The organism is Pseudomonas frederiksbergensis, from assembly GCF_001874645.1.
GTDB classification, from domain to species: Bacteria; Pseudomonadota; Gammaproteobacteria; order Pseudomonadales; family Pseudomonadaceae; genus Aquipseudomonas; species Aquipseudomonas frederiksbergensis_B.
In genome coordinates this window covers 152909-177957 of sequence record NZ_CP017887.1, presented here as the reverse complement: position 1 = coordinate 177957, position 25049 = coordinate 152909, and the positions used below count along the sequence as shown (strand labels likewise).

28 protein-coding genes and 5 pseudogenes are annotated in these 25049 nt (G+C 54.1%); 24 read left to right on the top strand and 9 right to left on the bottom strand.

Annotated features, from left to right (window positions below; genetic code table 11):
• Positions 1-149 precede the first annotated feature (149 nt).
• Positions 150-1103 (top strand): annotated as a pseudogene (tnpC, locus tag BLL42_RS28320) (IS66 family transposase); the annotation flags it as partial.
• Between the two features lie 76 nt (positions 1104-1179).
• Here tnpC and BLL42_RS28315 read toward each other — a convergent pair.
• The 3 genes from BLL42_RS28315 to BLL42_RS28305 form a co-directional block, all read right to left on the bottom strand.
• Positions 1180-2178 carry a tyrosine-type recombinase/integrase gene (locus BLL42_RS28315; RefSeq protein WP_071556024.1) on the bottom strand — a complete coding sequence of 333 codons (999 nt, stop codon included), beginning with the start codon at positions 2176-2178 and terminating at the stop codon, positions 1180-1182.
• Positions 2171-2974, bottom strand: coding sequence for a tyrosine-type recombinase/integrase (locus BLL42_RS28310; protein WP_236722033.1), 804 nt, complete (start codon positions 2972-2974; stop codon positions 2171-2173). The genes BLL42_RS28315 and BLL42_RS28310 overlap by 8 nt, the downstream gene beginning before the upstream one ends.
• Before the next feature lie 137 nt (positions 2975-3111).
• Positions 3112-4335 (bottom strand): tyrosine-type recombinase/integrase, encoded by a 1224-nt coding sequence (locus tag BLL42_RS28305; protein ID WP_071556022.1) that lies wholly within the window; start codon positions 4333-4335, stop codon positions 3112-3114.
• A 156-nt stretch (positions 4336-4491) separates the two neighbouring features.
• Between BLL42_RS28305 and BLL42_RS28300 the strand changes: the two are divergent.
• From BLL42_RS28300 to BLL42_RS28290, 3 genes and pseudogenes are all read left to right on the top strand, one after another.
• A pseudogene (locus tag BLL42_RS28300) lies at positions 4492-4860 on the top strand (IS66 family transposase); the annotation flags it as partial.
• 577 nt (positions 4861-5437) lie between these two features.
• Complete coding sequence (gene ltrA / locus BLL42_RS28295; RefSeq protein WP_071556021.1) at positions 5438-7099, top strand: group II intron reverse transcriptase/maturase; 1662 nt, start codon at positions 5438-5440, stop codon at positions 7097-7099.
• 104 nt (positions 7100-7203) lie between these two features.
• A pseudogene (locus BLL42_RS28290) lies at positions 7204-7425 on the top strand (transposase domain-containing protein); the annotation flags it as partial.
• Between the two features lie 22 nt (positions 7426-7447).
• Here BLL42_RS28290 and BLL42_RS29950 read toward each other — a convergent pair.
• Positions 7448-7822, bottom strand: a pseudogene (locus tag BLL42_RS29950) (IS4 family transposase); the annotation flags it as partial.
• A gap of 115 nt (positions 7823-7937) precedes the next feature.
• On the opposite strand from BLL42_RS29950, the gene BLL42_RS28280 reads away from it, so the two are divergent.
• A complete protein-coding gene (locus tag BLL42_RS28280) occupies positions 7938-8624 on the top strand; it encodes a hypothetical protein (RefSeq protein WP_071556019.1) in 687 nt (228 codons plus the stop codon).
• Here BLL42_RS28280 and BLL42_RS28275 read toward each other — a convergent pair.
• The 5 genes from BLL42_RS28275 to BLL42_RS28260 all read right to left on the bottom strand — a co-directional run bounded on the left by BLL42_RS28275 (position 8607) and on the right by BLL42_RS28260 (position 11521).
• Complete coding sequence (locus BLL42_RS28275; protein WP_071556018.1) at positions 8607-8996, bottom strand: hypothetical protein; 390 nt, start codon at positions 8994-8996, stop codon at positions 8607-8609. The two genes, BLL42_RS28280 and BLL42_RS28275, sit on opposite strands and share 18 nt — an antisense overlap.
• A gap of 104 nt (positions 8997-9100) precedes the next feature.
• Positions 9101-10306 (bottom strand): acyltransferase family protein, encoded by a 1206-nt coding sequence (locus BLL42_RS28270; RefSeq protein ID WP_081427384.1) that lies wholly within the window; start codon positions 10304-10306, stop codon positions 9101-9103.
• Positions 10307-10402: 96 nt separating this feature from the next.
• Positions 10403-10792: a hypothetical protein gene (locus BLL42_RS29945; RefSeq protein ID WP_129587037.1), complete on the bottom strand. Its 390-nt coding sequence runs from the start codon at positions 10790-10792 to the stop codon at positions 10403-10405.
• 77 nt (positions 10793-10869) lie between these two features.
• Positions 10870-11163 (bottom strand): hypothetical protein, encoded by a 294-nt coding sequence (locus BLL42_RS28265; protein WP_129587036.1) that lies wholly within the window; start codon positions 11161-11163, stop codon positions 10870-10872.
• A 100-nt stretch (positions 11164-11263) separates the two neighbouring features.
• On the bottom strand, positions 11264-11521 hold the full coding sequence (locus BLL42_RS28260) for a hypothetical protein (RefSeq protein ID WP_071556016.1): 258 nt from the start codon (positions 11519-11521) through the stop codon (positions 11264-11266).
• Positions 11522-12270: 749 nt separating this feature from the next.
• Here BLL42_RS28260 and BLL42_RS28255 point away from each other — a divergent pair.
• From BLL42_RS28255 to BLL42_RS29940, 19 genes and pseudogenes are all read left to right on the top strand, one after another.
• A complete protein-coding gene (locus BLL42_RS28255) occupies positions 12271-14937 on the top strand; it encodes an AAA family ATPase (protein WP_071556150.1) in 2667 nt (888 codons plus the stop codon).
• A gap of 261 nt (positions 14938-15198) precedes the next feature.
• Positions 15199-16857, top strand: coding sequence for a DUF4942 domain-containing protein (locus BLL42_RS28250; protein ID WP_236722030.1), 1659 nt, complete (start codon positions 15199-15201; stop codon positions 16855-16857).
• 306 nt (positions 16858-17163) lie between these two features.
• The gene (locus BLL42_RS28245) at positions 17164-17832 is read left to right on the top strand and encodes a hypothetical protein (RefSeq protein WP_330220796.1); all 669 of its coding nucleotides are present in this window, start codon (positions 17164-17166) and stop codon (positions 17830-17832) included.
• 67 nt (positions 17833-17899) lie between these two features.
• The gene (locus BLL42_RS28240) at positions 17900-18766 is read left to right on the top strand and encodes a phosphoadenosine phosphosulfate reductase domain-containing protein (protein ID WP_071556014.1); all 867 of its coding nucleotides are present in this window, start codon (positions 17900-17902) and stop codon (positions 18764-18766) included.
• A gap of 219 nt (positions 18767-18985) precedes the next feature.
• A complete protein-coding gene (locus BLL42_RS28235) occupies positions 18986-19735 on the top strand; it encodes a hypothetical protein (RefSeq protein WP_071556013.1) in 750 nt (249 codons plus the stop codon).
• A 284-nt stretch (positions 19736-20019) separates the two neighbouring features.
• Positions 20020-20898: a hypothetical protein gene (locus BLL42_RS28230; RefSeq protein WP_071556012.1), complete on the top strand. Its 879-nt coding sequence runs from the start codon at positions 20020-20022 to the stop codon at positions 20896-20898.
• 57 nt (positions 20899-20955) lie between these two features.
• Positions 20956-21438 carry a thermonuclease family protein gene (locus BLL42_RS28225; protein ID WP_071556011.1) on the top strand — a complete coding sequence of 161 codons (483 nt, stop codon included), beginning with the start codon at positions 20956-20958 and terminating at the stop codon, positions 21436-21438.
• Positions 21439-21472: 34 nt separating this feature from the next.
• Positions 21473-21700 carry a hypothetical protein gene (locus tag BLL42_RS28220; protein ID WP_071556010.1) on the top strand — a complete coding sequence of 76 codons (228 nt, stop codon included), beginning with the start codon at positions 21473-21475 and terminating at the stop codon, positions 21698-21700.
• A gap of 152 nt (positions 21701-21852) precedes the next feature.
• Positions 21853-22523, top strand: a pseudogene (locus BLL42_RS28215) (tyrosine-type recombinase/integrase).
• Positions 22524-22597: 74 nt separating this feature from the next.
• On the top strand, positions 22598-22858 hold the full coding sequence (locus BLL42_RS28210; RefSeq protein WP_071556009.1) for an AbrB/MazE/SpoVT family DNA-binding domain-containing protein: 261 nt from the start codon (positions 22598-22600) through the stop codon (positions 22856-22858).
• The gene (locus BLL42_RS28205) at positions 22855-23202 is read left to right on the top strand and encodes a type II toxin-antitoxin system ChpB family toxin (RefSeq protein WP_071556008.1); all 348 of its coding nucleotides are present in this window, start codon (positions 22855-22857) and stop codon (positions 23200-23202) included. Before BLL42_RS28210 ends, BLL42_RS28205 begins: the two co-directional genes overlap by 4 nt.
• Positions 23203-23216: 14 nt before the next feature.
• Complete coding sequence (locus BLL42_RS30130; protein ID WP_161492369.1) at positions 23217-23387, top strand: hypothetical protein; 171 nt, start codon at positions 23217-23219, stop codon at positions 23385-23387.
• A gap of 10 nt (positions 23388-23397) precedes the next feature.
• Positions 23398-23586: a hypothetical protein gene (locus BLL42_RS28200; RefSeq protein WP_071556007.1), complete on the top strand. Its 189-nt coding sequence runs from the start codon at positions 23398-23400 to the stop codon at positions 23584-23586.
• A gap of 11 nt (positions 23587-23597) precedes the next feature.
• Entirely contained in the window at positions 23598-23783 is a 186-nt protein-coding gene (locus BLL42_RS28195) for a hypothetical protein (RefSeq protein ID WP_071556006.1), read from the top strand.
• 10 nt (positions 23784-23793) lie between these two features.
• On the top strand, positions 23794-24102 hold the full coding sequence (locus tag BLL42_RS28190; RefSeq protein WP_071556005.1) for a hypothetical protein: 309 nt from the start codon (positions 23794-23796) through the stop codon (positions 24100-24102).
• Between the two features lie 14 nt (positions 24103-24116).
• The gene (locus tag BLL42_RS28185) at positions 24117-24383 is read left to right on the top strand and encodes a hypothetical protein (protein WP_071556004.1); all 267 of its coding nucleotides are present in this window, start codon (positions 24117-24119) and stop codon (positions 24381-24383) included.
• Between the two features lie 12 nt (positions 24384-24395).
• The gene (locus BLL42_RS28180; RefSeq protein WP_071556003.1) at positions 24396-24584 is read left to right on the top strand and encodes a hypothetical protein; all 189 of its coding nucleotides are present in this window, start codon (positions 24396-24398) and stop codon (positions 24582-24584) included.
• A gap of 17 nt (positions 24585-24601) precedes the next feature.
• On the top strand, positions 24602-24778 hold the full coding sequence (locus BLL42_RS30125; RefSeq protein WP_161492368.1) for a hypothetical protein: 177 nt from the start codon (positions 24602-24604) through the stop codon (positions 24776-24778).
• A gap of 12 nt (positions 24779-24790) precedes the next feature.
• Complete coding sequence (locus tag BLL42_RS29940) at positions 24791-25048, top strand: hypothetical protein (protein WP_129587035.1); 258 nt, start codon at positions 24791-24793, stop codon at positions 25046-25048.
• The last annotated feature ends 1 nt before the right edge of the window (position 25049 follow it).

The window sequence follows — 25049 nt, the reverse complement described above, 5'->3', positions numbered from 1 at the left end:
ACGCCGCCCTTGTGCTCGGTTTACCTTGGCAGCGCGTCGGTGCAGGCGGAATCATCTCGATGCTTTAACTCCTGCCATGGCGTGCTTGCCAGCGCAATTGGCCCATCAGTCTGTCGCAGCCATGTGCCCTCTCTGGCAAAATTGGCGGCATGACTTCGCATCCAAATCTCGACCAATTAGACCCTGAACAACTGCGTGCCCTGGCGGCGCAGTTGATCCTGCGCGTCGAGACAATGGACAAGCAAATCACCCATCACAAGTCGGTTAACGAGAAACTGGCTCACGAGATCGCGCTGCTCAAGCGCTTCAAATTTGCCAAGCGCAGCGAGCAGCTAAGTCCGGATCAGGCCAGCTTGCTCGACGATTTGATCGACACCGATATCGCTGCTATCGAAGCGGAGCTTGAGGCGCTGCAACCAGCAGCTGTCGAAACCAAAGTTCGTCAGCAACCCAAGCGCGCACCACTGCCACCGCAATTTCCACGCACGCTGATCCATCACGAGCCGGACAACAGCCACTGCCAATGTGGCTGTGCCCTCAAACGTATTGGCGAAGATGCCAGCGAAAAACTCGACTACACACCGGGCGTCTTCACTGTCGAGCGTCATATCCGTGGAAAATGGGCGTGCGAGCAGTGCGAAACACTGATCCAGGCGCCGGTACCGGCGCACGTCATCGACAAAGGCATCCCGACAGCGGGCTTGCTGGCCCACGTCATGGTAGCCAAGTTCGCCGACCATCTGCCGCTGTATCGCCAAGAGAAAATCTTTGGCCGCGCCGGACTGTCGATTGCTCGCTCTACCTTGGCGCAGTGGGTGGGCAACTGCGGCGTGCAATTACAGCCGCTGGTTGATGCGCTGCGCGAAGCCGTGCTGACGCACGGCGTCGTCCACGCCGACGAGACGCCGGTACAAATGCTGACACCTGGCGCGAAGAAAACCCATCGCGCTTATGTCTGGGCCTACGCCACCAGCCAGTTCTCCGATATGGCTGCGGTCGTTTATGACTTCAGTCCGAGCCGTGCTGGCGAACATGCCCGAGCCTTTCTGGGCAACTGGAATGGCAAGCTGGTCTGCGACGACTTCGCTGGTTATGTTGCGGCCTGAGTTATGTTGCGGTGGTAACAGGCGCCGCCTCCCAATCGGGAGTTCGGCGCAAAAAGTGGCACATAAATTCATGCTACAGCCCTCGCATGAACGCCATGAGAGATGCTGAATTCGGTCGCAGGCGCACAGCCTCAGGCACATTTGTGACGTCCAAACATGCAAGAGCCTTGGCCTTCATTTCGAGATCGACTTCCGCGTAGATGTGGGTCGTGTCCAAGGAGACATGCCCTAGCCAGGCCCGAATTGTATTGATATCGACCCCGGCTCTTAACAAGTGAACGGCGGTCGTGTGTCGAATAGTGTGCGGGCTGATGCGCCTGCCTTGCATGGAATTAACCCGCTTGCCGGCTGCTCGTCCATACACCGACACAACGCGATACATGCCGAATCGAGTCATGGGATTCCCGGTACGACCTATGAATACGCGATCCTCTGTTCTGCGTTCGACGATGAGTGGCCGCAGCGCTGTAGCTGTTACTGGCCACAGGGGGCAGACGCGCCATTTGTTTCCCTTACCCAGAATGCGCACGGAGGGTGAAGTCCCAAGTTGCAAATTACCAACGTTGAGGCAGGCAGCTTCGTCAGCGCGGGCGCCAGTGTTGTATAGAAAAAGCAAAATCGCATAGTCCCGTGCACCCTGGCTCGTAGCCCGATTAGGTGTCCGGAGCAGAGCCTCCACTTCTGGCTTGTCGAGGTAGTGGATGACTGCCTGGGTAGTTTTTTTGAACGGGATAGAACGGATCTCTGTGCACCACGCCAAATGCTCTGGCGATCGCATAGCGATGAAACGCCCTAATGAATGAATCGCGCAGAGCCGCTGGTTGCGCGTGACGATGCCACAACCGCGCTCGTGTTCGACGTGTTCAAGGAATGCGCGCACGATGGCGGGCGATATGTCGAGCACCGACAAATGGTCGATTGCCACCGAGGCTCTTCGACTGACAAATGGAAGCAGGAGTGTCAGCGTGTCGCGGTAACTGATCTGGGTGTTGTGAGAAAGGTTACGCTCGGCGACCAGATACTCCAACAAGAAGCGACGTACCCATGCCCCGAGGCGATTGCGGTCATTCATGATCAATCTCCTGGCCTGAATAAATGGCAAATCGGCGGCTCGCTTCGTACAACAGTTCGGGAGTCATACGCAGATAGCGCTGGGTCGACCTTATGTCGACATGCCCCAAATACGTTGCTAATTGCGGCAATAGCCGCTGTACATCCTTACCGGCGCGATACCATCCCAGTACACGATGAACGGCGGCTGTATGCCGCAGATCATGGAGGCGCGGAGGCCGTAGCTCGCCAGTTGGGCGAGTAATGCCCGCAGCCAAACGAACGCGTTGGAAGAGAGTTATGACGTATTGGTAGTTCAGGCGATGACCAGTACGAGTGCACAGTAGGGCAGAGTCTTGGCCTAGTGGAAGTGCTAGCGCGCAACGTTGTCGTAGATAGACTCGCAGTTTCGATGCCAGCCTGGGCCCAATCGGCACCAGCCTTGTCTTATAAAACTTTGTGTCACGAACGGTGATGATTCGCTGCTCGAGGTCGACGTCACAGAGGTTTAGTCTGATCGCCTCTCCGACGCGCAACCCGGCACCGTAAAGGATCAGCAGGAGGGTTCTGTATGTCGCAGCTTGAAGGCGACTGAGCGAGGTACTCAGTATGACGGTGGCATCTAACAGGTGCTGTATTTCTGCGGTCGCATAGACATAGGGAGTCTGTGCCGGTGGAAGCTGTGGTGGTCGTTCCGGCAGGGGCGAGATCGTTGCGTGGCCACGTGCGATTGCGAAGCGATAAAAGCTAACAAGTAATCCTCGCTTCGTCTTCCACGTAGCACTTAGCTCACCGTGCCCGTGCAGAAATGCGGCCACTGCCTCTGGAGTAACTTCGGGGAGCGGTAGGTTTCCAGTCTCACGTGCAAACTGACGCAGCACTCTAGCACTGCTATTCAGGCCCACGCCTTGGGCACGACGGACTGCCACGTAGGCATTGACTACGTCCAAGGTTCTCACAGCAGGTCTCCCAGGTCGAAGTCACCGACTTCACGTAACGAGACCAGATCAACCTTTGTGTACGTCATTGTCGCCGATGTGCTGCGGTGGCCAAGGTGGTCGCCAATCTCCTTGAGGCTCAGCCCATTGGCGAGCAGCCTGGCCGCGCATGCGTGTCGAAGCGCGTGCGGCCCCAAATGTGCAGCTTGTATGTTGAGCAGATGCAATCTGCCGCTGACGATGTTGTATAGACCAGCAGCGGAGATGGGGATTCGCGGCGCCCGAGTTCGGATGAATATCTCAGGGTGCAGTACCTTCGGACGCACTGTGTCGACGTATTGTGCTAATGCCTCAGCCACTGTGAACGCCAATGGATAAACCTGCGGCTGACGGCGCTTCAATCGCCAAATACGCAATTGGCCAGCAGCCCAGTCGATCTGATCCAACCGGAGTGAGGCAACTTCTCCCCGGCGTAAACCGTAGACGGCGAGAAGCATCAGGATGGCTCGATCTCGCACATCGCGTTCAGAGCTTGAATTTGTAGTTGCGAGTACTCGCTGAACATCCTCCCAGCTCAGTGCATAGGGAAGTGACTCTAGGGCGTAATGTCGCGGGGAGCGGATCGAGTCGGCCAATGTACTGCTGCATGCTCCCTGCGTTGCCGCGTAGCGCAGGAATGCCCGCAACATTGTTGCGATGTGCCCTGCCGAAATTCGCGACCACCGTTGCGCACCGTAGGTGATGAAGTAGGCATCAATATCCTCGGGGCTAAGCGTCGAAAATCTGCGGCCTGTGTTGAAGCACCAACGCAAAAAGGTTGCCGCTCGACTGCGCCATTGACTGATGGTACATGGTGTCAAGCCGCGTTCATCCCGCATCCACGAGACGAAAAGCTCAAGATTCTCCTCGAATGGAGTTGTCTCCGTTGGCTCTTGCCACCAGCCTAGGAACTTAAACCAAGGTCTTGCGGTGTTTATCAACGTCGTAGCAGTTGCAGGAGAATTGGCCGGCAATGGCCCTTCGTGAATGATCTGGCGCAGCCGTGACGAATTGATTGCATTGAGGTCGCTTGGCTGCACCCGCTCGGCAATCCAAAGCAAGCAGCACGCCTTCAAGTAAAGGGAGGCATGCGTACAGCCCTGCTCAGCACAGTGCTGTAGGTATCGCTCGCGTTCAGCGGCCAGCGATCCCGCATGATGGCGTTTACAGGCAGCGTTTGAAGAGTAGATATTCTCGAACATGGCAGACACTCCAGGTGATGAAGGTCTACCAAGGCGCTGCAATTTATGTTGCGTCAATCACCTATCGACAACAGAGAAACTGCCTATTCGGCCGGTCGGGATCACATAACTCAGGCCGCAACATAACCGCCATTATGTGTTGGAGCACATAATGGCGGGTACAAGGCAGGCTTTGAACTGGGCGTCACGGAGATCGGCTGCATGGCCCATGCACGCCGCAAGTTCTTCGACTTGCACGCGACCAACAAAAGCCAGATCGCCGAAAAAGCGCTGCACTACATCGCGGCATTGTACGAAGTTGAGCGAGAAGTCCGCGAGCTGGATCCGTGTGATCGGCAGCGAATACGGCAGGAAAAAGCAGCGCCGATTATCGACGCACTTCATACCTGGATGATCGCCCAGAGGCAGCTTGTGCCTGAGGGATCGGCCATCGCCAAGGCGTTGGATTACAGCCTCAAACGCTGGATAGCGCTGACGCGCTATCTCGATGACGGCGCTGTGCCCATCGACAACAATTGGGTTGAAGTGCGACACGAAGTCGCTTACAGAAGTTGTTCCCCTTTGAGGGAACCACCCGTGTCACCGGGTGAATCTAGAAGGCTGAATCAAGAGCGCTTTCGACAATGTGACGAGGCACCGCAAGGTGTGGGGTACTAATCGTGAGAGGCGTACTCTTCTGGCAGCCATGGCCGGACAAGGGCTAGATAGTCGGTATGGTGAACACATGTGAACCTGCGTAAAGATCGTTAAATTGAACGAGCGGAAATGGCTTATACGCTCGAACCAAAAGGTAGCGGAGGTGGGAACAGCGTTTTTCTGCACGCGCGTTCGTGACCCACATGCCTCCCGGTCGATAGCAGGCACCTAACCCGACGTACTTCAGTAAGCGGAACGTGGAAATCCCGTATCGCTCCCCTCGGGGACAGCCATTTGCAAAAACGGCCCATGGCGGTGCGGGCGAAGGAACGAGGAAAAAGCGAACGCCAGCCTGTAACGGGCTGGATAGAAGTTGAAACATCACTTCACGCGAAAGCGGGCAGACGTCCTCATGGTCTCTCTTCACAAGAGAGTAGGTAGAACCCTTTCAACGGAGGGAGGGCAAATGAACGCAGCAGCATTGGCGTGTGCACCTTCCGGCACGTCGTGGGACGGCATCAATTGGGCCGACGCTCAACGTCGAGTAAGAGGGCTGCAAGCGCGTATTGTGAAGGCTGTACAAGACGGCAGGCATAATAAGGCGAAAGCCTTGCAATGGCTGCTGACTCACTCGTTTAGCGGCAAAGCTTTAGCCGTGAAACGGGTGTCTGAAAACAAAGGCAAGAATACCCCCGGTGTGGACAAGGTCACTTGGAATACACCGAGGGCCAAGATCGGTGCGATTGCGTCATTGAGGCGGCGAGGCTACTCGCCGCTTCCGCTTCGGAGAGTGCTTATTCCGAAGAAAAACGGCAAGACGAGACCTCTCGGAATTCCCGCGATGAAATGCCGGGCCATGCAGGCGCTCCATTTGCTGGCTCTGGAACCGATAGCGGAAACCACCGCCGATCCGAACTCTTATGGATTCAGGCCGGAACGCTCAACTGCGGATGCCGCCGCACAGTGCTTTGGTGTGCTGTCACGAAAAGCAAACGCGGAGTGGGTGTTAGAGGGCGACATTCAAGGCTGTTTCGACAATATCAGCCATGGCTGGTTGATCGCCCACATCCCTATGGATAAGGCGATTTTGCAGAAATGGCTCAAAGCCGGCTACGTCTACCGGAATGAGCTATTCCCCAGCCACGCCGGAACCCCGCAGGGAGGCATCATATCCCCGGTGTTGGCGAACATGGCGCTGGACGGGTTGGAAGCGATGCTGGCGAAGAGGTTTCCCAATGCAAAGTGGACAGCCCGAAAAATGCAGATGGTGCGTTATGCAGATGACTTCATCATCACTGGCTGTTCGAAAGAGTGGCTGGAGAATGAAGTCAGGCCCGCTGTGGTTGATTTTCTAGCAGAGCGTGGACTTGTCCTCTCTCCGGAAAAAACCAAAATAACGCACATAGGGGACGGGTTCGACTTCCTCGGATGGAACTTGCGCAAGTACAACGGCAAGCTCCTGATCAAGCCATCGAAAGCGAACATTAGGGCTCACCTTGCCAAGCTCCGGGAAGTGATCAAGACCAACAAGTCGATTAAACAGGTCAATTTGATTGGGCTGCTCAACCCGATTTTACGGGGATGGGCGAACTATCATAGCCACGTGGTCGCCAAAAAAGTCTTCAATCAGGTAGACAGCGAAGTCTGGATAATGCTCTGGCGCTGGGCGGTGAGGCGGCATCCGCGCAAAGGAATCCGGTGGGTCAAGGACAGGTATTTTAAAGTCCGAGGATCGCGCCGGTGGGTGTTCTCCACCGTTGAAAAATACGCAGACGGTAAGGCAAGGGAATACACCTTACTGAAGGAATCGGACACGCCGATAGTGCGGCACATCAAGATCAAGGCTGCTGCCAACCCGCACGACCCCAATTGGGATGAGTATTTTGAGTTCCGATGGGGCAAGAAAATGCTCAAATCAACGAAGGGACGAGCGAAGCTGTATCGCGTCTGGCGACAGCAAGGCGGCCTATGTTCTGTTTGTCATAAGCCCGTTACCAAAGATACGCCGTGGCATAGCCGTCACATCGTAAAGTTGGCCGACGGCGGAACGGACGCCGCAGTCAATCTTGAGATCTATCATCTGCGTTGCCCCAGAGATCAGCAGTACGCCAATGTTAAAGAGGTATAGCCGGGTACTTAACAGTGCCTTTGTAGAGGCTTGAGCCGTGTGCTGGGAAACTCGCATGCACGGTTCTTAGGGGGTTGGACGCGGGTAACCGCGTCTGACTACCCGACAACCAAATCCGCCCGTGGGCTCTTGGACGCTCGAACTGGCTATTCGCGGGTTCATTACGCAGCGGTAAACGTGCGGCGGCGATCATGAGTTTGATCCAGTCGGCGCGGCTCAACGGGCATGATCCGTATGCTTATTTGAAGGATGTTCTTACACGCCTGCCGACGCAGCGGGCGAGTGAGATTACCGAGCTGTTGCCGCACAGGTGGGTGCCCGTTTAATCACGCAAGGTGTGTTAAGCGGACGCTTACTGTACAGCGACTTGAGCGCCATCTTGGGCACCTGCTTGGGGCACTTCAGTGTGGTTGCCAAGGTTTTTCCACCCACTCTAAGTTCCCGAATCTGCAATCGCTGCGGGGCCTGTTCAAAATACTGCTGGCTCATCCACACAGGTCGGCGTACAGGTTTTTGATATTCGATCAGGTGATCTTCTGTACCCAAACTCTGGCCCAGTCGAAAGTCCGTACTGCGCCGACGTATACCGTACTGCTCAAACACACCGTCCACGCCTCTGCGCTGTAATTCGTAGAGCAGAAAATAAGTGGCGTAATAGGCATCACCCAGAAGGATATCGCCTGGCTTGAGCGTATCGAGCATCGATCTGAGGAGCGTCTGCTCATAATGCAAGCGTGATCGTTGGATATGCCCCCTTGAGAGGGGGTAATTTGTAGTACGTCATGCAGCATGGACCATTCAGCATGAGGGCATTGGTAACAGCTAAAGGATTTACGCGATGTCCCTTTCAAACGTAGACAAAACAACGCCCCCGCATGACCGTTCAATTACGACACTTTTGCCGATTGTCGTCTTCATTTTTGGGGTTGCAGCGCTTTGGACTTACCTCGGTGTGTGTGCTTACTCCAGCATAAAGCTCGCCCGAGCAGTCCCGGTATCTAGTGATGATCTTCGATCATCATCATGGTTAAGCGCCACGACATATCAATATTTCGGCTACTTCATGCCAAAGATGATTGGTGGAATGCTCGTCGCACTGGGGCTCCTTATAGTCCTGATGCAAGAGAGCTTCAAGCCTCTCATCATTCACCTGCCAATCGGCATTTGCTTACTCGTGTTTACCGATTCGGAGGCAATGTTTCGTAGCGCTGCGTTAGACGGTGTCGCCAGGATAGGTTGCTTCAGTTTTGAGGGGCGAGAATGCAGACAGATGCTTGGCCTGGACTCAACCGATGCACCGTCCATGTATCAAGATGCTATGAGAAAGAATGGATACTGGGCGCCGTGGTATGCGGAGGTTCGAAATAAATTGCCTACGCCAGACATCCTTCCCTTACCAGGGAATTCTTTCTGGTTTAGTCCTTTTGAGGTTCGAAAGGCTGAAGAGCTGAACCGACTCTTGTCGGCGCAACGAACTGAGTTGGCTCGAATAAAGGGGGATAGTGGTTTAGCCAGAAGCCAGTAGCTCCGCAAGGTCCTCATCTGACAACGTGGTGTCATGGTCAAAAGACAGTCGTTCTGCAACAGCCGGTACCGGCGGGAGGAGTTTCGTCTGTCCCGTTGGGGCGAAACAGCTCTTTCCGCTACGGTAGTAGGACGCTCCACCGAACGCCTCCCCATGACTGATAATGATCCTCCGTCGGCGCCCGCTCGCCGGATTGATCACCTTTACCAACCGGTAGCGGTTCATGTTGTGCTGCTGCATTGACAAGATGAGGATCTGGCCTTGAGTGGGTGGATTCTCCTCAAAATGTGCCTTGGTCGACTCCAGGGTGAAGTTCAGGAGGCGCCGCGCGAAAAGGGTGGAGTAGTGATCTGGTATCAGGGTGTCCTTCATGGGTTCTTCCTTGTCGTTCGAGAGGGAATGCAGAGGGGGGAGCAGCTTGCCTGTCGAGACAAGCTGCGATTATCCCCAAGGGAGGCTAGACCACTAACCCAGCGTCATTTAGCACTATCTGGAACACCAATCAGTTCGGCTGGAGAGCCTGCCAGCTCGGTTTTGTTCTCTCCTACCTGAGCCAGTTTCCGTTTGGCGATTTCGGCCCCGCGCTTTCGCAACGGTTGCTCGACATATCGATAATTGAGTTCACTCATTACGAGCATGATGACTGCGGAGGTCAGTAGCAGCTCAGTTGTGTAGCTGCTTGTGAGGGTAGAGTCGTTTCCAGCTGCCACGCGGCTCCAGATCTCGGTGCTCAAGTGATAAGCGAACATATGGATGACATAAAGGGCGTACGACCTTGAGCCTAACCACTTAAGCGGTCCGGTCAGAAATAACGGGCAGAAGATGTAGCCTTTTTGGTAGCTCGCGAGCCACACAATGAGAGCAGAGACGATTGCGATTAATCCCACGGCTATTGGGGTCAGAATCAGTTGTCCAGCTATGGCCCCGAGCATGTAAAGCAGGAACAGCGTGACCAGGATCCTTGGGAGAAGACTATCATTAAGCGTCGTTGGCTCAACCTGCTTGTAGAGGTCCGTTCGAGTAAAAATGCACAGCAGAACTCCCCACATCATCGCATCCAGTCGGAAGGAAAATAGTAGACCTGCAGGGGGAGGAGCGAAGGCGTTACGGTCGAAGCCGAACTGGGCTGCGATTAGCAACAGCAGAGCGATTACTCTCCACTTCGGCGAAGTCACCAGCAGCAGGAAAAGGGGGAATATGAAGTAAAATTGCTCCTCCAAGGCCAAGCTCCAGTACACAGAGTTGGGGCCCAGAAGCACACCAAACTGATTTGCAAGGTTGCCACTGAAGGTAGCTACAGCCGTAAAGCTGCGTAGGTTGTTGTACCAGGAGTCAAATGCATTCGACTGGTTAAAAAGAATCGAGAAGACCAGCGGGATTAGTATCCACAGCCAGGCAGTCGGCAAAAGTCGATAAGCACGGCGGATCCAGAACGAAATCGCAGCGATACCGAAATTGCCCTGCGTACGATGTTTATCGAAATAGTCCAAATAGCTTTTGCTAACGACAAATCCAGAAATGCAAAAGAACAGGTCCACCCCAGACCAAGGCGAGTAGACGTTAAAAACTTTGGCCAAAAACTCAGCGTGGAAAGGCAGCATCTGATTCACGTGGGTCACCAACGTCATCAGAATGGCGGCACCCCGCAAGAACTCAATTTCCCAATTTTTACTACTGCTCATCGAATTTTCTCTAATTCTTCTAGTGATGGCCGACAGGCGCCGAGATCTTCGGCTGCTGTGCTACTGGCCTGTGTGCGTTCTTGACCAGAAGGGTGACTAGTAGGGCCAGTCGTTAGGTGGGCGCGCGGTGAACCCTGTTACTGACTTCAAGACCAGGTGCCATTCTTGATCTGCAGCCTGTGAATGAAGACCACACTCCGCTGTGTTGCTGCTGAGGGCGTGACCGTTCTCATATCGAAGGACGTTTGAACTTGGATAAGAAAAACTAAGCCTCCCGCATGGGGCATCTACTAAAAAATAATGACCCTGTGGATCTGCAGTCTGAATTGTATAGGTTCCTGAAACCGTGACGGTGTGATAGCCGCTGTTCGAAATCACCGTTGCTTGCTTGTTCTCATTGAGTACAAGCATGGATTTTTGAGCTTCTTCACACCCGGAGAGAACGATTGGCACCGTCAGAATTGATATGGTTTTGATTAATTTCATTGATTCAGTCCTTGTGACAAACCGCCGATGGCCGAGTCAGGGCCAGGCGTGAATGTGTCATCCGTTCCATTATCTAATCAGTTGGTGCTGGCCGGTTTGTTGCTGAAATAGGTTGCCGCAAGCGCTGACTCACCCGACTTGTAAAAAGGCCAAAACAGCATGCCGCAGCGGTACCGCATGACGTTTGTTTTGCCTTTTCCTCCTGCAACTTCCATCCAGTCGTTGGGACCGCAGTTGGCGTCGCTGATTGAAACATTCGTCAGATTGATGCTGCCAACAATCTGCCCCGCCCAATGAATGCGATCTGCCATTGACCCAATCGCAGTGGTGGCGAGTAGCACACCGGCTAACGCCATAGGTTTAACTTTCATAACTTTCTCAGACTTTTGAATTGGTTTCGCCGACGCGAAATGTACGTGATTCTACTGAGTTCGCCCCGAAAATCGGGGCTTTTTAATTTGGTATGTGAGTTTAAACAGCTGCTCGCTTTCCGCGGTGGATGTCGCCAAGGGTGTAGGCGGTACAGTCGAAGTACATGCCACAAGGATCGATCGAAACGGCCCCGATTCTGATCATTCCGTCTAGCACCTCTTTAATGTCTTCGACGGTGATGCTCTTGAAGGACACGGCGCAGGACTCATGAAGCGCCTCGATGCTCATCGGCACGTAGCTGATTACTTCCACGATCCGGAACATCACCTTGTTGAAAGAGCGGGGGGTAAGAGCCATTGGAGTCACCTGTAGTTCTGGAGTGAAGGGTGCGGTACCGGATCGGTTTCTTGGGGCGAACATTGGCCCGAGGTGGCGATCGGTCTGCAGATGGCCGGTAGCTGCTAAACAGCACTGACTTGCACCCAGTCTTACGCACGCCGGGAAAATGCAAGCTTTGCATCTGGCCCCAAATGGTTGTTTTAGGTGAGATGCGTTGTGGAAGAATCTTCTATGCACGACACGCAGGGTCTTCCGATAGGTCCTTCAAATGTCTAGGGCGCCTTCTTTCGGGATCGAGAACGATCACAGTTCAACCCTGACAGAGGGAGCGCAGTGGACATTTGACTTACATCCTTTCGCCCAGAGCATTTCAAGCACCAGAGCCGTGTTTTCCGTCACAAGCCGAATGCGCGTCGGCCTTCTGCGATATTGAGATGGCGAAAGCCCTTGGATGGACTGTTGAGCAATGGTACGGACAGATTGCTTAGATGCAGATGATGAACCATGCTGGTCGCTCGAGAATGCATATCGCGTCCGGTCAGGACGGAATGCCTATGGCCATGATCATTATCACCAAGACCGACAAGCCCAAGATTTCCGCTTGAAGGCGATCTTCGTCTTTGAACCGCTTCGCAAGCGGGGGCCATGCGCCCAGCATTGGATAGTTCGGGGTTTATTTAGAAAATTGACAAGTGGTGCGTGTCGTCGCTTCAGCCTGTGCGAAAAGGAACTGGGGGATGACAAGCGACCTGACAATTGGGGGAGATATGGCGTCAGCCAAGCAAGATTTCGAACGGTTCGTTGAATGGCTCCATCTGCAGGAGAAGAACATTCCATCGGAGGTGCGGCGGCTGGCGAATCTCTCATTGGCCAATTTTGACTCCCTGGCTGCGACCTCCCGCAATCGAAGTCAGCGGTCGATCTATCTGGTCGACCTAATTCGAGCAACGCTGGCGCTAACGTCGGACGCGCCACCCGCCTTTCAAGCTGTAGCTGCCAATGGGGCCTGGCCTTGGAAAAGGTTGCGACATTTAACCTTGGGACCGTTCCGGGGCTTTCGTAACCCCGAACCGTTTGATCTCCAGAAGCCTATCATTTTGTTCTACGGACCAAATGGCAGCGGTAAAACCAGCTTTTGCGAAAGCTTGGAGTACGCCCTTCTAGGCGAGGTCGAAGAGGCTGGTAGCAAGCGCATCGATGCGAAAACCTATCTCACCAATTCCCATGCACAGCGATTTGTACCGCCCATCCTGAAGGCAACTGACCAACAGGGTCGCGAAGTGGATGTGGTCTCGAATGCAGAGACCTATCGATTCTGTTTCATCGAGAAGAATCGCATCGATGCCTTTTCCCGTATCGCGGCCAGGCCCGCGGGCCAGCGATCTGAACTCATTGCCACCTTGTTTGGTATGGACCAGTTCAATGAGTTCGTAGCTCACTTCAATGAGACCGTTGACCGTCAACTCGTGCTAGAAGTAGACAAGCAGGTTGTCTTGACGGCGCGTCGCGATGCGCTGGCGACCGATCAGGTGACGGTTGATGGTGAAGCGAAGGCGCTTCAGGACCTGGTGAACGAAGAAGTCCAACTTGGCCAGACGCATTCAGCAGAAATGACCTATGCGGGCCTGAAGCAACTAATCGGCAGCGCCGACGCTCCTTGCCGACTACAGGAACTGGAGGGCATTCTAAACGCTGTCCCCCCTGGGAACATTGGCCTGACACGTCCTGGTCTGCTGCAAGCCTTCGAGAAGGTTCACAAGTTACACGGGCTGGTTGGTGAAGTTTCGGCGGCGCTCGCGGAGCGAAGCAGTCAGGTGTCGTTCAAGGATCTATACACCTCTGTAAGCGCACTCCAGGAAGCCGAAGGAGACCATTGCCCTGCCTGCAACACGCCCCTTGAGGGGCCGATCCATGTCGTTACCAACCCTTACGAAAAGGCGAAGGCAGGTCTCGCGCAACTGAAGGATCTTGGCGATCTCCAAGAGAGCTTGAGGACCAGGCAGTCAGAAGCGGCAACCGCTTCACGCGAACTTCGACAGCTACTCGCGGACATGAGCAAGTTCATCGTGGCTCTGCAGGAACAGGACACCTCTGTGGGCCGCTACCTTGCTGACTTGGCCATAGAGCCCGCTGGCGATTGGTGGACGAACCTTTACCCGGCGCAGCTCGATCCTAATCCAGAAGCGTTCGTACTCGAACATCTTCTTATTGTCGCCGATCGTGTGGCCGAGCAAGACGCCGCTTCGCTGCTCGCGCAACAGGAACGGCAGAAACATATCGAAGAGCGAGATGGCCTGAATCGATTCCAACTCCTGATCCAAGCCCATGATCTGAAGCGACAACAATGCGTCGACAGTATCGCGGAAGCGAGAACCAGGATCGCAGCCTTTGATGTCACCAATGCCGAGCTGATCGAGCAAGTCGCGCAGGAAAAGCGGAACATAGAACGCGACGCCCCCATTAAGGCTGCTTATGACCTCTTCTTGACCGAGCTCAGAGACTATCGCGACAAGTTGCCTGGCAGCCTCTTGGCCGGTCTTAACGAGACAGCCATGAACCTCTACAACGAGTTCAACCGGAATGATCTTGACGTCGACAAGCTCGCGGCGCTGCATCTGCCCCTGACTGGTGATGAAAAGATCGAGATTGCTTTCCGGGGCAATCCTGAGGCGCGCGTCGATGCCTTGCATATCCTGAGTGAGGGCCACATCCGATGCTTGGGGTTGGCGATCCTACTTGCCAAGGCCCAAAGCATTGAAAGCCCATTGGTCGTCTTTGACGATGCCATCAACGCGATCGACCACGATCATCGCGGCGGTATCCGAGAAGCGATTTTCGAGAGCGACAACTTCCTTCAGATGCAACTCATCGTCACCTGCCATAGCAACGAGTTCATTAAGGACATTCAGCAGCATCTTCCTCCGAAGCGGCGCGGTGACTGTACGGTCTATCTGTTCCGTCATCATACCGGCGACTACCAGCCCAGGGTCAGAGGCAACATTCCCACCAAGAATTACATCGTCAAGGCGCGAGCGGCAAAGGACGAGCTGGATGATCGTGCGGCCTTGGCATCGGCGCGCCAGGCGCTCGAAATGCTGTCAGAGAAAATGTGGCGCTGGCTCGCCAGCCATGATCTCGGCATGATCGGTTTGCAACTCCCCGGTGTCGGTGCTGAACCCAGCCTGCGCAACCTCTGCGATGCCCTGTTTAAGAAACTCAACGAAGCGGCGACATTCAACCATGCGAACAAGACCCCGCTGTTGGTCGCCTTTCGCCGAATTCTCGGCATACCGGCGACCAATCTCGTTTGGACCTACCTGAACAAGGGGACTCACGAAGAGGCGGATCGGGACGACTTCGACGCCGAGTGGGTCGAGGATGTCGTTCATACTCTTGAAGAACTGGACGATATCGATCTTAGACCAGGGCGCTGAGTACCCGTTGTGACCCATCAGGTCATCACGCAAACGCAGGAACGCAAGTAAACACTTGCGAATGAACGCTGATAGACGCTGCTCCTCATTGTCTGCATTTGACGGTATCAATTCAGTTTTGACCAACGATGAAGAACATTCTTCTGGTGAAGATTTTGGATTCTTGAAGCGATCTCGACAGGGCTTGCATTATTTCTGGCCGTTGGAAAATTCAATCGTGTGTAGGGGCTTTCCCCTGTAGTCATGTGATTGAGGTCAACAATGCAAGCCTTGGAAATCGATACAAGCGGGTGTGTCCTGGTCGAAGATGCGGGCGAATTTTTTGCTCCGATGGCATCAGACCTAGTGGACAGTCTCGTCGGCGAATACAACGCAATCCGCGTTCGAATTCATGCCCTTGCTGCAGCAATGAACGCTGAGCAATTTTCGTGTGTTTTGCACTACTTTGTTGAAGGCAACGTGAAGGAGCAGCGTCACAGCATGCCCAGCACCGTCGCCGGGTTGTTCCAGGTGGACGGTGCGGTTGCACAACTCAACGCTCAATTCTGGAACAAGGCCTTGAGGTTGACCGATGTGCTCGACTACATGCCCCAAAAGCGGCGGGAAGAGTGGTTTGAGCAGATCCGGAATCCCCTTGGTAAGAAAAAACCGAGAAATAGCTGGAATCGAAACGAACCGGATGAGTGGGAGATAGAGGCTCTCCCTGATTTCGAAGATGACACTGTGCGCTCAACTTTGGGGAGTTTACTCGCTAGCAGGGCGAGGTTTCTCGGTGAGCGAGTCGACGGCATTTTCCGATCCCTGAGCCGCGATCATGTTACAAATCAACCTCAAGGATTTCGAAAAAAGCTTATTATTCAAGGGGTTTTCGGATCTCACACCGAAGGTGTAATCAATGATTTGCGATGTGTGATCGCAAAATTTATGGGGCGGGATGAGCCCAAACACAGCGCCACGGGCCCAGTCATCAAAGCAGCAAGTCGCCAGAATGGCGAGTGGATGGCAGTTGATGGCGGCGCGCTTCGGATTCGTGTCTACGGTGGGGTTGGTACTGCTCACCTGCAAGTGCACCCAGAAATGGCGTGGCGATTAAACGCAATACTCGCCAGCATGCACCCAGCAGCGATTCCTGCTGCCTTTCGTGAAAGACCCAAGACCAAGAAGAAGCTTAAAGACTTTGAGCTCTTTGATCGGCCACTGCCCTTCGCGGTCATTGCTCTGCTCGCAGGTATGCGAGAGGTGAGTGTGCGCATCGAGCCGTCATGGCCCGAGCGTTACCGCTCGATACCGATGGCGCGAAAGTTCGACTATGGTGACCACGACAAGGCGGTACTGGCAGAAGGTGAGAGGGTACTGACTGCGATCGGCGGCGTTCGAGAGAAACACTATTGGCAGTTCGACTATAACCCTGGTGATGTCCTTGACCAGGTCGTTTGCTCCGGCTGTATCCCTGACCAGAAGTCTCACCAGTTCTATCCGACCCCTGTCAATGTGGGTGAGGCGGCGATCGCTCAGGCTATGGTCGACGCCGAGCCGGAAATGAGTTGGTTTGAGCCAGAAGCAGGGCAGGGTGGCTTAGCTGACCTCATGCCGAAGGAAAGGACGTTCTGCATCGAGATCAGCCCCCTTCATTGCCAGATCCTCAAGGCGAAGGGCTACCGGGTTGAACAGGCTGATTTTCTGAAGTGGAAACCAGTGTTCGGAATGTTCGATCGCATTGCGATGAATCCTCCGTATAGCGAGTCACGCTGGCAGGCCCATCTTGAGCACGCGTCAACAATGCTCACCCGAAAGGGCCGACTCGTGGCAATTCTTCCTGCAAGCGCCAAAGGCAAAAACTTACTGCCTGGCTTCAATCTGGAATGGTCGCAGGTGTACGCCAACGAGTTTGCGGGTCCACTGTGTCAGTGGTTATTCTGACTGCGACACCAATGCTGGACTAAGAGACCTTTCGACTACAAATTCCGGGCTTCAGTTGCCTCCTCAGGAGGGGGCAAAGGGTTCGATAGGTGGCCACGTCGTCCTGATGCTCAAGACCAATAGAGCTGTACTTCAAACCTGGTTAGGGGAAAAAGTGAAGAGGAATTTCAGCTCACGTAATTGCAGCTGGAAGAACGCTAGATTCCAGTTGTCGAATTTTTAAGATCTGTTGGTGCGAGCAGTAGATTGTTCTGCCTCCGGGACCACCATGAAGGGGGTAGATCCGGGCCGCTTACGAGCTGTCGAGTGCCAAAGTCTGATGAAGCCCCTGGCCAGAGAACAAATGAGATGGCTTCCTTCCCGCAACGAGTTCAAGACAATATTCTGCCGCTTTCCGTAGGGGACACGCTCCCTGAGGTTTTTACTGAGTGGATGTTTACGGAGCGCGCTTACGACTACGGAAAACCTACAAAAACCTGTGAGCTTTGCGAACAGGAGTCGCTCCGGTACCACTTTGAAATTCGCAATCGGTTTACTCAGAAAACGCTCTGGGTGGGCTCGCAGTGCATACTCAAATACCAGGTCCCCATCTTCGAGCAAGGAAACGCAGTCTCGGATGTCGACGCCAAAAAACACCTGAATCATCTGATGAAAAAAATGCAGATGGATTCATGTCTGGCGGCGCTGCAGAGACTGGCTGGGTCTGAAGGAAGCTCCATTCTGCAGCTGGCGCTGGAATACTACAGACAGCACAACATGCTTTCCCCCAAGCATGCTTACAGTATTTTCTGGCGCTTGCGCAGCCATCGAATTGACCACAACCCCACTGCGTTCAAAGTGAACCTCAAGTCCGTGCAGCTTCAGGAAGAATTGAGGGAAATGGTCACAAGCCATGTCCATACGTTTTGGCCTGCGTTGACCTCGAAGCAGCAGGAGTTGGCGTCATTGTTGGGCCATACCCCACCCGCAAGCTGAGTGCGCATGAGCGGTTGCATTTTCTGGGGGCGTAGGAGACTGGATCTAAATATCCGGTGCCTGCGAAATGAAGACCCCTCTGAACCTTGACCTGTTCCAACCCAGTGAGTCCCGCCTCACAGTGCTCAGCTTTGGAGGAGGGCAGGATTCGACCGCGCTCCTTGAGTTGTACATTCAGGATACTGCTTTTCGTAAAAAGTATGCGCCGCGCGACTTCATGGTGGTCATGAGTGACACAGGCGACGAGTATCCAGAGACCTACCTGCATGTCGAAAATGTTCGGCGTCGATGCCTGAGTCACGGTATCGAGTTTCACTTTCTCACCGCAGATATGGGCTTTCATTCCGAGAGTTGGCGATCACTCACGCACTTTTACCGGACAAAAGGGACGATCGGCAGCAAGGCCTATCCGAAGACCTGTACTGACCGACTGAAAATCCAACCGATCTACCGGTTTCTCGAACAGTGGCTGAGTAAAAGGTATGGGGTTGTCTGCAACAGGAAGCAGGGTATTCGCGAGTTCGCCGCGTGCTACGGAAAAATCCAGGTAATGCTTGGCATTGCCAAGGGCGAAGAGCGCCGGGTCGCATTGCCTGATCGCAACCCCAGTCGCTGGTACCGAGAAAGCATTTCGAACCTGTACCCCTTGATTGAGCTCGGTATGGACCGTACAGCGTGTCAGCAGTACATCGTCAGTTCGGGCCAGGCCGTTCCCCCTCCGTCTAACTGCCGCAGCTGCCCCTGGCTCAGCCTGGAGGAGCTTGAATACTTGAGACGCTTTGAACCAAAGCACCTGGATATGTGGGTCAATCTTGAAGCTGCAAAAATCGAAAAACACCGAAACCAGGAGAGCGTGATTGTCACCACTAAACACGGCTCGAAGGTGGCCAATCGGAACTATGGCGTGTTTGGTCTGGACCTGCTGCCCCAATAAGATTCAGGAAGCCGCGGCAAAGTTCGGGGACTGGTCGGATGAGCGAGTCAGGGAATACCGCATGAGTCACGGCCATTGCGTGGCCACGGCTTACTGATCATCACGAATTTAACAAACTGCCCCCTCAACGGGGTTGAACCCCGTGCAACGAATCAGGTTTCGCATGAAACCATGAGTCGAGGCACTGCAACTGACATGCATCGACTAAGGAATCCGGCTATGAGCACCAAGATCTACAACGGGTTGATTCTCCAAGACAGCTCTATTGAGCAAGCGCTGAAGCATCTCGTTTCCATCAAGCCACGGTGTGTCGATGCTGCCGAGAAAGCAGCTGCCAAGGTGTGTGCCCGTGAGATGACCTTCTCAGTCGATCTGGCTGCAAACTTCTGCGTACTGGGCGAAAAGATCCAACCGTATAGAACATGGAAGCTCATCGAAAAATTCGACTTGCCCAAGGTGTCTGTGCTCGGTAAAGGCGTACGTAATACCGAGTGGGATTTCACGTTCGATGTTTGCTTGATCCCTGCGAACGGTAACGTCCTGGCGATCTACTCCGTTGAGTCGGATCTTGGTTACCGCGAAGCACTGCTTAGCGTCGGCTTCAAGGACTACCACTACCAGAACTCCACTGATCGACCAGAAGATATTTCCGAGGATGAATGGGTTTCGCGCCAAGAGGCGTGGGACTCCGCGTTGCCAGGTCGTACCGCACCAGGTGCTGCTGGACTGATCTATAGCGTGGTGTCTTGGGATGACTACAGCTTGGTTTTTTACAACCCGAGCCTGATACATGCCCAGATCCCGTCAACGGAACACAGGAAATCGCGCGTAGCACGCCGACTCTCTGAACTTGAAATTTGCGCCAGTCAACCGAAAGTGCCGCTTTCTGAAATCATCGATCGGATTTTAGAGCGGGTGCCTTTGCGCCAACCAGATGTTCTCTTGGGCGAGATTCGAAGTGAGTACTGAGGAGGGCGCTGACCTCATATCAGTAGCTGCGGATGGTGATCAACCGTCTGCAATGAACCGCTGGTTTTTCATGTACCTTCCGCGCGTTTGGTCCCGGTACTGGTCTGCCCGATTGATAGCGTCTGGGGCGTATGCGGTGATGGTTGAAGACAACCGTCCGAAGAGGGATTGGGTAAGACGGTCACTCCAGCGGTTGATTGCCTGGGGCCTTTTCTGCGTCCCTCTCGAACTGCCTGTGAAAGTTGCCATAACACACAAACTACCTGCCAAAGGGGATCCCAAAGATGGGGAAATATAGTGCTGCTTTGTTGATGCTGATTTCCCTGGCCGGGATCATTGATAACAATTTTACTCACCTGATTTTTCCCATGCAGTTCATGGGGCAGGAGGTTTTGCACAGCGCTAATAATCTGCTGTTCGCAGTACTCCTTTTTTTATCTCTTGGCATGGGGTTCGTCGGCCCGTTCATTTTCCGCAGGCAAGTGAATAACCCCATCAAGATAGAGATCGAGGCGAACAAGATTACGGGTAATTCCGAGATTATTGACACGTCTTTGCTGCCACCTTTCTCTTGGGGGAAGGACCTTATTGCGGATGCGGAGGCATTAAGTACCCATCTGATCCATGTGCTCAATCATCTACAACGTAGTAGTTCCCTCACTATCCGCCCTGCGATTGAAATCATCGCTCGGCGACCTGATGGATGCAGCCTGACTCTCTTAGAAACTGAAACGCTGGAGAAGGCTGGATTTGTTGCAGGGGCGATGTCGGTGAAAATTATCCCGATAACCAGTGCACCGTTGCCTGATTTCCAGGAACAAGCGCGCAGTGTTAGGGAACTTGGCATCTGGTTTGAAGATTTGACGGGCGATCCTGAGCGTCTCTCCTTCTCGGCAGAGTTTCCAGCCGCGGGTATGCCCGAAGAATGGTTTGATGAACTCTTGGGTAGGGCTGAGGTTTTACAACGCCGGTATGTCTCTCCAGGCATCTTGTCCGCTGTGAAGGTTAGGATCTGCTCTGAAAATTACGACCAGTTCGAGTCGACTTTAAGAAAAATCAGTCAGCGTCTTGGGTCCAACCCTTGGGTTCGAGATTTATCAGAGCCAGATTACGCCCAGTTCTGGGAGAGTCGGCGTCCATTGTTCGAACCAGCGTCAACCTAGAATGCTTGGCACCTCAGGCTCATTTTCCAACACGACCAAAGTCTCAAGGCCTTCGCCATGATCTTTAAGCGTTCTCTTGCAATCCTGATGTTCTGCACCTCTCTTGGCAGTCCTTTGGTTGGCTGGGCCGGGGACAATTTCCACGGCCTGACTGTAGCGGTGCTCGATGGGGACACTGTCGAAGTGCTCACGGATCAGCATGAGAAAATACGTGTTCGTTTGGCGGGTATCGATGCGCCCGAGAAAAGCCAGGCGTACGGCCAAAAAGCCAAACAGAATTTGGCCGCAATGGTCGCTGGAAAGTCAGTGGAAGTCATTGATCAAGGCCGTGACCAGTACGGTCGAACGGTAGGTACGATTTCTGTTGACGGCTTGGACGTGAACGCTGAGCAGGTCAAGGCTGGGCTCGCCTGGGTGTATACGCGGTACAACCGTGACAGCAAACTTCCAGCATTGGAGGAGAAGGCTCGTCGGGATCAGCTTGGTTTGTGGCGAGACCATAATCCAACTGCACCTTGGGAATATCGTCGCTCACAGTGATGTCTAAAGCCCGCCTTGGTTTGGCAGTCACCAGATGACGATAAACGGTAAGCGAGACAAGTTTGAGGTTTTGGATCTGGAAGAGGTGGCCACTCAGGTCCGAGGGCTCGATGCGAAGAAGATGATTTCTGAGGTTTACGAGGCAGTGAAGCGCTGGCCTGAGATCGCTGAATCGGTTGGTGTAAATCCCAGGATGATTGATGAAATCGCGAAATCGCATCGTCTGTATTTAGGGGGCGCAGAAGACACCCCAGTTTCATAAGTCAAAAACTGCCCCTCACGGATCGACTAACCACGCCCTATGCGATTTTCCGTGAACACCACGGCACGCGGGCCTGTAAGCTATTCAGGAGGCCCGCTGCCCCCTCTCTCAGGATCGTCCGCGATTCGTCACCAATCCTGACAGAGAGCCCCATGACTGCCTCCATCCGCCGCGCAACATCCCTTCGCCCTGGACAATTCAAGCACCTGATCCGCGTTGCATCCGTCACTGGCCGTCTGCCAGAGCGCGACGTGATGCTGTTGTGGCTCACACACACCACGGGCATTCGCGTCACCGAGCTGGCCTTGCTGGAGGTTGCAGACGTGCTGTACCCCAGCGGAGCCATCAAGCCCGAGGTGTATCTACGTGCAGACATCACAAAGGGCTGCCGCCAATGTTTACCTGACCCATGCTCGATGCCTTGCCGCCCTGGACGGCTGGATCGAGGTTCGCTTGCAGCGCCGCTGGGGCCTTTCCGGCGCTGACGAATACCGGGGCCTGCGCCCAGGTTCAAAGCTGGTCACCACACACAAGGGCCAGGCCTTTGAACTGGCGTTCAAGCACCGCGAGCTGGACAGTGGGCCGGAGGTTTACCGGGCGTGCGATTCGCTCCAACAGACCATCAGCAGGCTCTACAGGCAGGCCGGCATCAAGCTGGGATCGTCTCACAGTGGTAGGCGCTCGCTTGCTGCAAAAGTCCTGGCCGCAACCGGCGACGTTGAGACAGTACAGACCATTCTCGGACACGAAGCTCGATCACAGCAAGCCTTATCTAACCGTGGATCAGGGCACTATACGGCGGGCCTATGAACTGGCATTGTAGATACTATGTTTATACAAATCACTTGCGCACCACATTGCAAGTATCTACAATGTTTCTACGTTCTGGAGGTGTTCATGCAAGTCAAAATTCAGCAGTGGGGCAACAGCGCAGCTATCCGTCTGCCGTCCGCAGTGCTCAAGCAAATGAGCTTGGTCAGTGGCGATGTTCTGGTTCTTGATGTTGATGCTGCTACCGAGTCCTTGATTCTCAAGCTTGCGAAAGCAAAGCCGCATTACCGGCTGGCCGACCTGATGGCGCAGTGCGATTTAACCGCACCGGAACCCGCTGATCTGGCTGCCTGGAATGCAATGCAGCCTGTAGGTCGTGAAGCGTGAAGCGAGCCAAATTCAACCGGGCCGACATTGTGCGCCTGAACCTGAATCCAACTGCTGGCCGTGAGCAGCAGGGCGATTTTCGTCCGGCGCTGATTCTCACGACTGCGGCCTACAACGCCTCGGGGCTCGCAGTGATTGCACCGATCACACAGGGCGGCGACTTTGCCCGGTATGCCGGTTTTGCGGTGCCGTTGAGCGGTTCAGGCACCGAGACACAGGGCGTTGTTCTGTGTAACCAGATCCGCACCGTTGACCTTGAGGCACGAGGCGCCAAGCGCGTTGAGTCTGTTCCCGAGGTGGTGATTGACGATGTGCTGGCCCGCGTCCAAGCACTCTTTGAATAACAGGGAAAAGCGCCATGAAAACGCCGGTAACGATTGAACAGATGATTCTTGAAGGCTCCTGCACCGCTGCATGGGCATCGAGCGCGGGTTACAAATGGGATGCCTTGGTGATCGGCGGGGATGCGCTGAAAAAGCGCAAGCAGTGGCTCGCAGCGCAGGTTCGCAACACGACTCCAGACGCATAGGAAAATCCGCATGAAAGCGAAGGATTTGGTCATTCGTGAATATCCCGAAGCAACAGCGGTGAAAGAGACTGGGACATTTGCGGGTGGGAAGGTGCGATACAAGATTTTGATTACACCCAATTCGCGCAAGGTTACTGGTTGGGGACAGCGCGAATCTTGGGCCTGGGCCGAGGCTGCGCGTGAACTCAAATTGATGTAGGAAAATCGAACATGAATGTAGATGCCCCTGCCGGATTCACCCTTGTCGGTGAAGACGACAAAAATGCAAAGGTGCAGTCAGGCGATTTGCTTTGGGACGAAGGTGCCTTTCAGTGGTTGCATGCCGTAAGCGATGACATTGGGCATGAGGTGTACGGTTTCAACGCGGTAGCCCGCGCTGATCATCCTCAGTCATAGGAAACGCGCAATGGAAAACATGACCCCTTCTTCTAAAAACTACCGCTCCGAACTTGTCATCGCGTGGGCCAGTTTGACCGCAGAGGCGCGTTCTCTTGTTGAAAGCTTGTCCGAGCGCTGCGCTGATGGTCTGGCGATGGAGTTGCACCGTCTTGCCACAGCGGGAACGGATCGTAATTACCGGTTTGGGCGATGCCGAGGATTCATTGAGGCGGCAGGGCAACGCGACGAACTGACTTACCAGCAGGCCAGCGACTTGCTGGACTATTGCTCTCGGATTGACCTGAATCGGCGCGCTATGGAGCGGCAGTCAAAATAAATAGGAAACGTGCCATGGCAAAGAAATTGACCCTAGCCGAACACCTACGGGATGAAATGCTAGAGCGCAAGGCAAACAGCGCTTGGGCGGGTGATCCTGACTTGTGTATCTCTGCCTATCAGCGGTCAGCGGGTCGAGTAATGCATCCGTTGAACAAGATCAAAGCGGTGTTGGATGCAGCGCGCCGCTCAGAGCTTTTCAAGCATGACGGCTACATTCGTGCTTGTGACGCGAGCGGTATGCGCGAAATTTTGCACCCTATGTTCGCACTCAAAAGTTGAGGGAATTTCAGCATGACAAACGAAAGCATCGACGCTCAGATAGCACGTTTTGAGCGAATCATTAAGGCGGCTACGGTCATGAGCAAGCAGGAAAAAGTCGCGTTGGCCGAGTGGGAAAAAACAAATGTCACTGGCAGCGGAGATTTTGGCACCAGTGATTGGCCCGGTTGGGAAGCGATTATTTCCCGTATCTCGCATTGATGGGAAAGGTAGGCCACATGAAAGTCAAAGAGTTGATCGGCAAGCTGAAAAAGATGAACCCTGACGCTGAAGTCGTCATTCAGGACCACGACCACTCCCAGGATGAAATGGCTGGCCCGGTTGCATCCGTAACAGCCTCGGATAGTGCGGTTCTGATCGACCGTATGGGTGGTCCTGTCGTCACCCTGACTTGATCGAGGAAATATATGGCGAACATGAAACGAGTACATCAGGACCTATTTTTGCAGATTCCAGAGTTACGCGAGAAGTGGCGGCAGGGTGAGGCTACGGGTGATGAAATACGGCTTTGCCGGGAACTGATGGACAAGCAGGTGCAGCATGAAGAATGGCGGGTCTTCAAAAGCAAGATGATCGCCGGTTTGATTGCCGGAACCGTTGCCGTTCTCCTTGTCTGGCTCATCGCTCATTCTTGGATTTCGGCATTCTCTAAAACTCCTGCGTAAT

What these genes read in the sequence shown, in the direction of transcription:
- BLL42_RS28275 (WP_071556018.1), bottom strand. Translation starts at nt 8,996, where the DNA reads ATGAAGGACACCCTGATACCAGATCACTACTCCACCCTTTTCGCGCGG.
- BLL42_RS28260 (WP_071556016.1), bottom strand. Translation starts at nt 11,521, where the DNA reads ATGGCTCTTACCCCCCGCTCTTTCAACAAGGTGATGTTCCGGATCGTG.
- BLL42_RS28225 (WP_071556011.1), top strand. Translation starts at nt 20,956, where the DNA reads ATGATCTTTAAGCGTTCTCTTGCAATCCTGATGTTCTGCACCTCTCTT.
- BLL42_RS28210 (WP_071556009.1), top strand. Translation starts at nt 22,598, where the DNA reads ATGCAAGTCAAAATTCAGCAGTGGGGCAACAGCGCAGCTATCCGTCTG.
- BLL42_RS28255 (WP_071556150.1), top strand. Translation starts at nt 12,271, where the DNA reads ATGGCGTCAGCCAAGCAAGATTTCGAACGGTTCGTTGAATGGCTCCAT.
- BLL42_RS28235 (WP_071556013.1), top strand. Translation starts at nt 18,986, where the DNA reads ATGAGCACCAAGATCTACAACGGGTTGATTCTCCAAGACAGCTCTATT.
- BLL42_RS28265 (WP_129587036.1), bottom strand. Translation starts at nt 11,163, where the DNA reads ATGAAAGTTAAACCTATGGCGTTAGCCGGTGTGCTACTCGCCACCACT.
- BLL42_RS28270 (WP_081427384.1), bottom strand. Translation starts at nt 10,306, where the DNA reads ATGAGCAGTAGTAAAAATTGGGAAATTGAGTTCTTGCGGGGTGCCGCC.
- BLL42_RS28250 (WP_236722030.1), top strand. Translation starts at nt 15,199, where the DNA reads ATGCAAGCCTTGGAAATCGATACAAGCGGGTGTGTCCTGGTCGAAGAT.
- BLL42_RS28280 (WP_071556019.1), top strand. Translation starts at nt 7,938, where the DNA reads ATGTCCCTTTCAAACGTAGACAAAACAACGCCCCCGCATGACCGTTCA.
- BLL42_RS29945 (WP_129587037.1), bottom strand. Translation starts at nt 10,792, where the DNA reads ATGAAATTAATCAAAACCATATCAATTCTGACGGTGCCAATCGTTCTC.
- BLL42_RS28240 (WP_071556014.1), top strand. Translation starts at nt 17,900, where the DNA reads ATGAAGACCCCTCTGAACCTTGACCTGTTCCAACCCAGTGAGTCCCGC.
- BLL42_RS28180 (WP_071556003.1), top strand. Translation starts at nt 24,396, where the DNA reads ATGACAAACGAAAGCATCGACGCTCAGATAGCACGTTTTGAGCGAATC.
- BLL42_RS28195 (WP_071556006.1), top strand. Translation starts at nt 23,598, where the DNA reads ATGAATGTAGATGCCCCTGCCGGATTCACCCTTGTCGGTGAAGACGAC.
- BLL42_RS28220 (WP_071556010.1), top strand. Translation starts at nt 21,473, where the DNA reads ATGACGATAAACGGTAAGCGAGACAAGTTTGAGGTTTTGGATCTGGAA.
- BLL42_RS28230 (WP_071556012.1), top strand. Translation starts at nt 20,020, where the DNA reads ATGGGGAAATATAGTGCTGCTTTGTTGATGCTGATTTCCCTGGCCGGG.
- BLL42_RS28200 (WP_071556007.1), top strand. Translation starts at nt 23,398, where the DNA reads ATGAAAGCGAAGGATTTGGTCATTCGTGAATATCCCGAAGCAACAGCG.
- BLL42_RS30130 (WP_161492369.1), top strand. Translation starts at nt 23,217, where the DNA reads ATGAAAACGCCGGTAACGATTGAACAGATGATTCTTGAAGGCTCCTGC.
- BLL42_RS28190 (WP_071556005.1), top strand. Translation starts at nt 23,794, where the DNA reads ATGGAAAACATGACCCCTTCTTCTAAAAACTACCGCTCCGAACTTGTC.
- BLL42_RS28185 (WP_071556004.1), top strand. Translation starts at nt 24,117, where the DNA reads ATGGCAAAGAAATTGACCCTAGCCGAACACCTACGGGATGAAATGCTA.
- BLL42_RS28305 (WP_071556022.1), bottom strand. Translation starts at nt 4,335, where the DNA reads ATGTTCGAGAATATCTACTCTTCAAACGCTGCCTGTAAACGCCATCAT.
- BLL42_RS28315 (WP_071556024.1), bottom strand. Translation starts at nt 2,178, where the DNA reads ATGAATGACCGCAATCGCCTCGGGGCATGGGTACGTCGCTTCTTGTTG.
- BLL42_RS30125 (WP_161492368.1), top strand. Translation starts at nt 24,602, where the DNA reads ATGAAAGTCAAAGAGTTGATCGGCAAGCTGAAAAAGATGAACCCTGAC.
- BLL42_RS29940 (WP_129587035.1), top strand. Translation starts at nt 24,791, where the DNA reads ATGGCGAACATGAAACGAGTACATCAGGACCTATTTTTGCAGATTCCA.
- ltrA (WP_071556021.1), top strand. Translation starts at nt 5,438, where the DNA reads ATGAACGCAGCAGCATTGGCGTGTGCACCTTCCGGCACGTCGTGGGAC.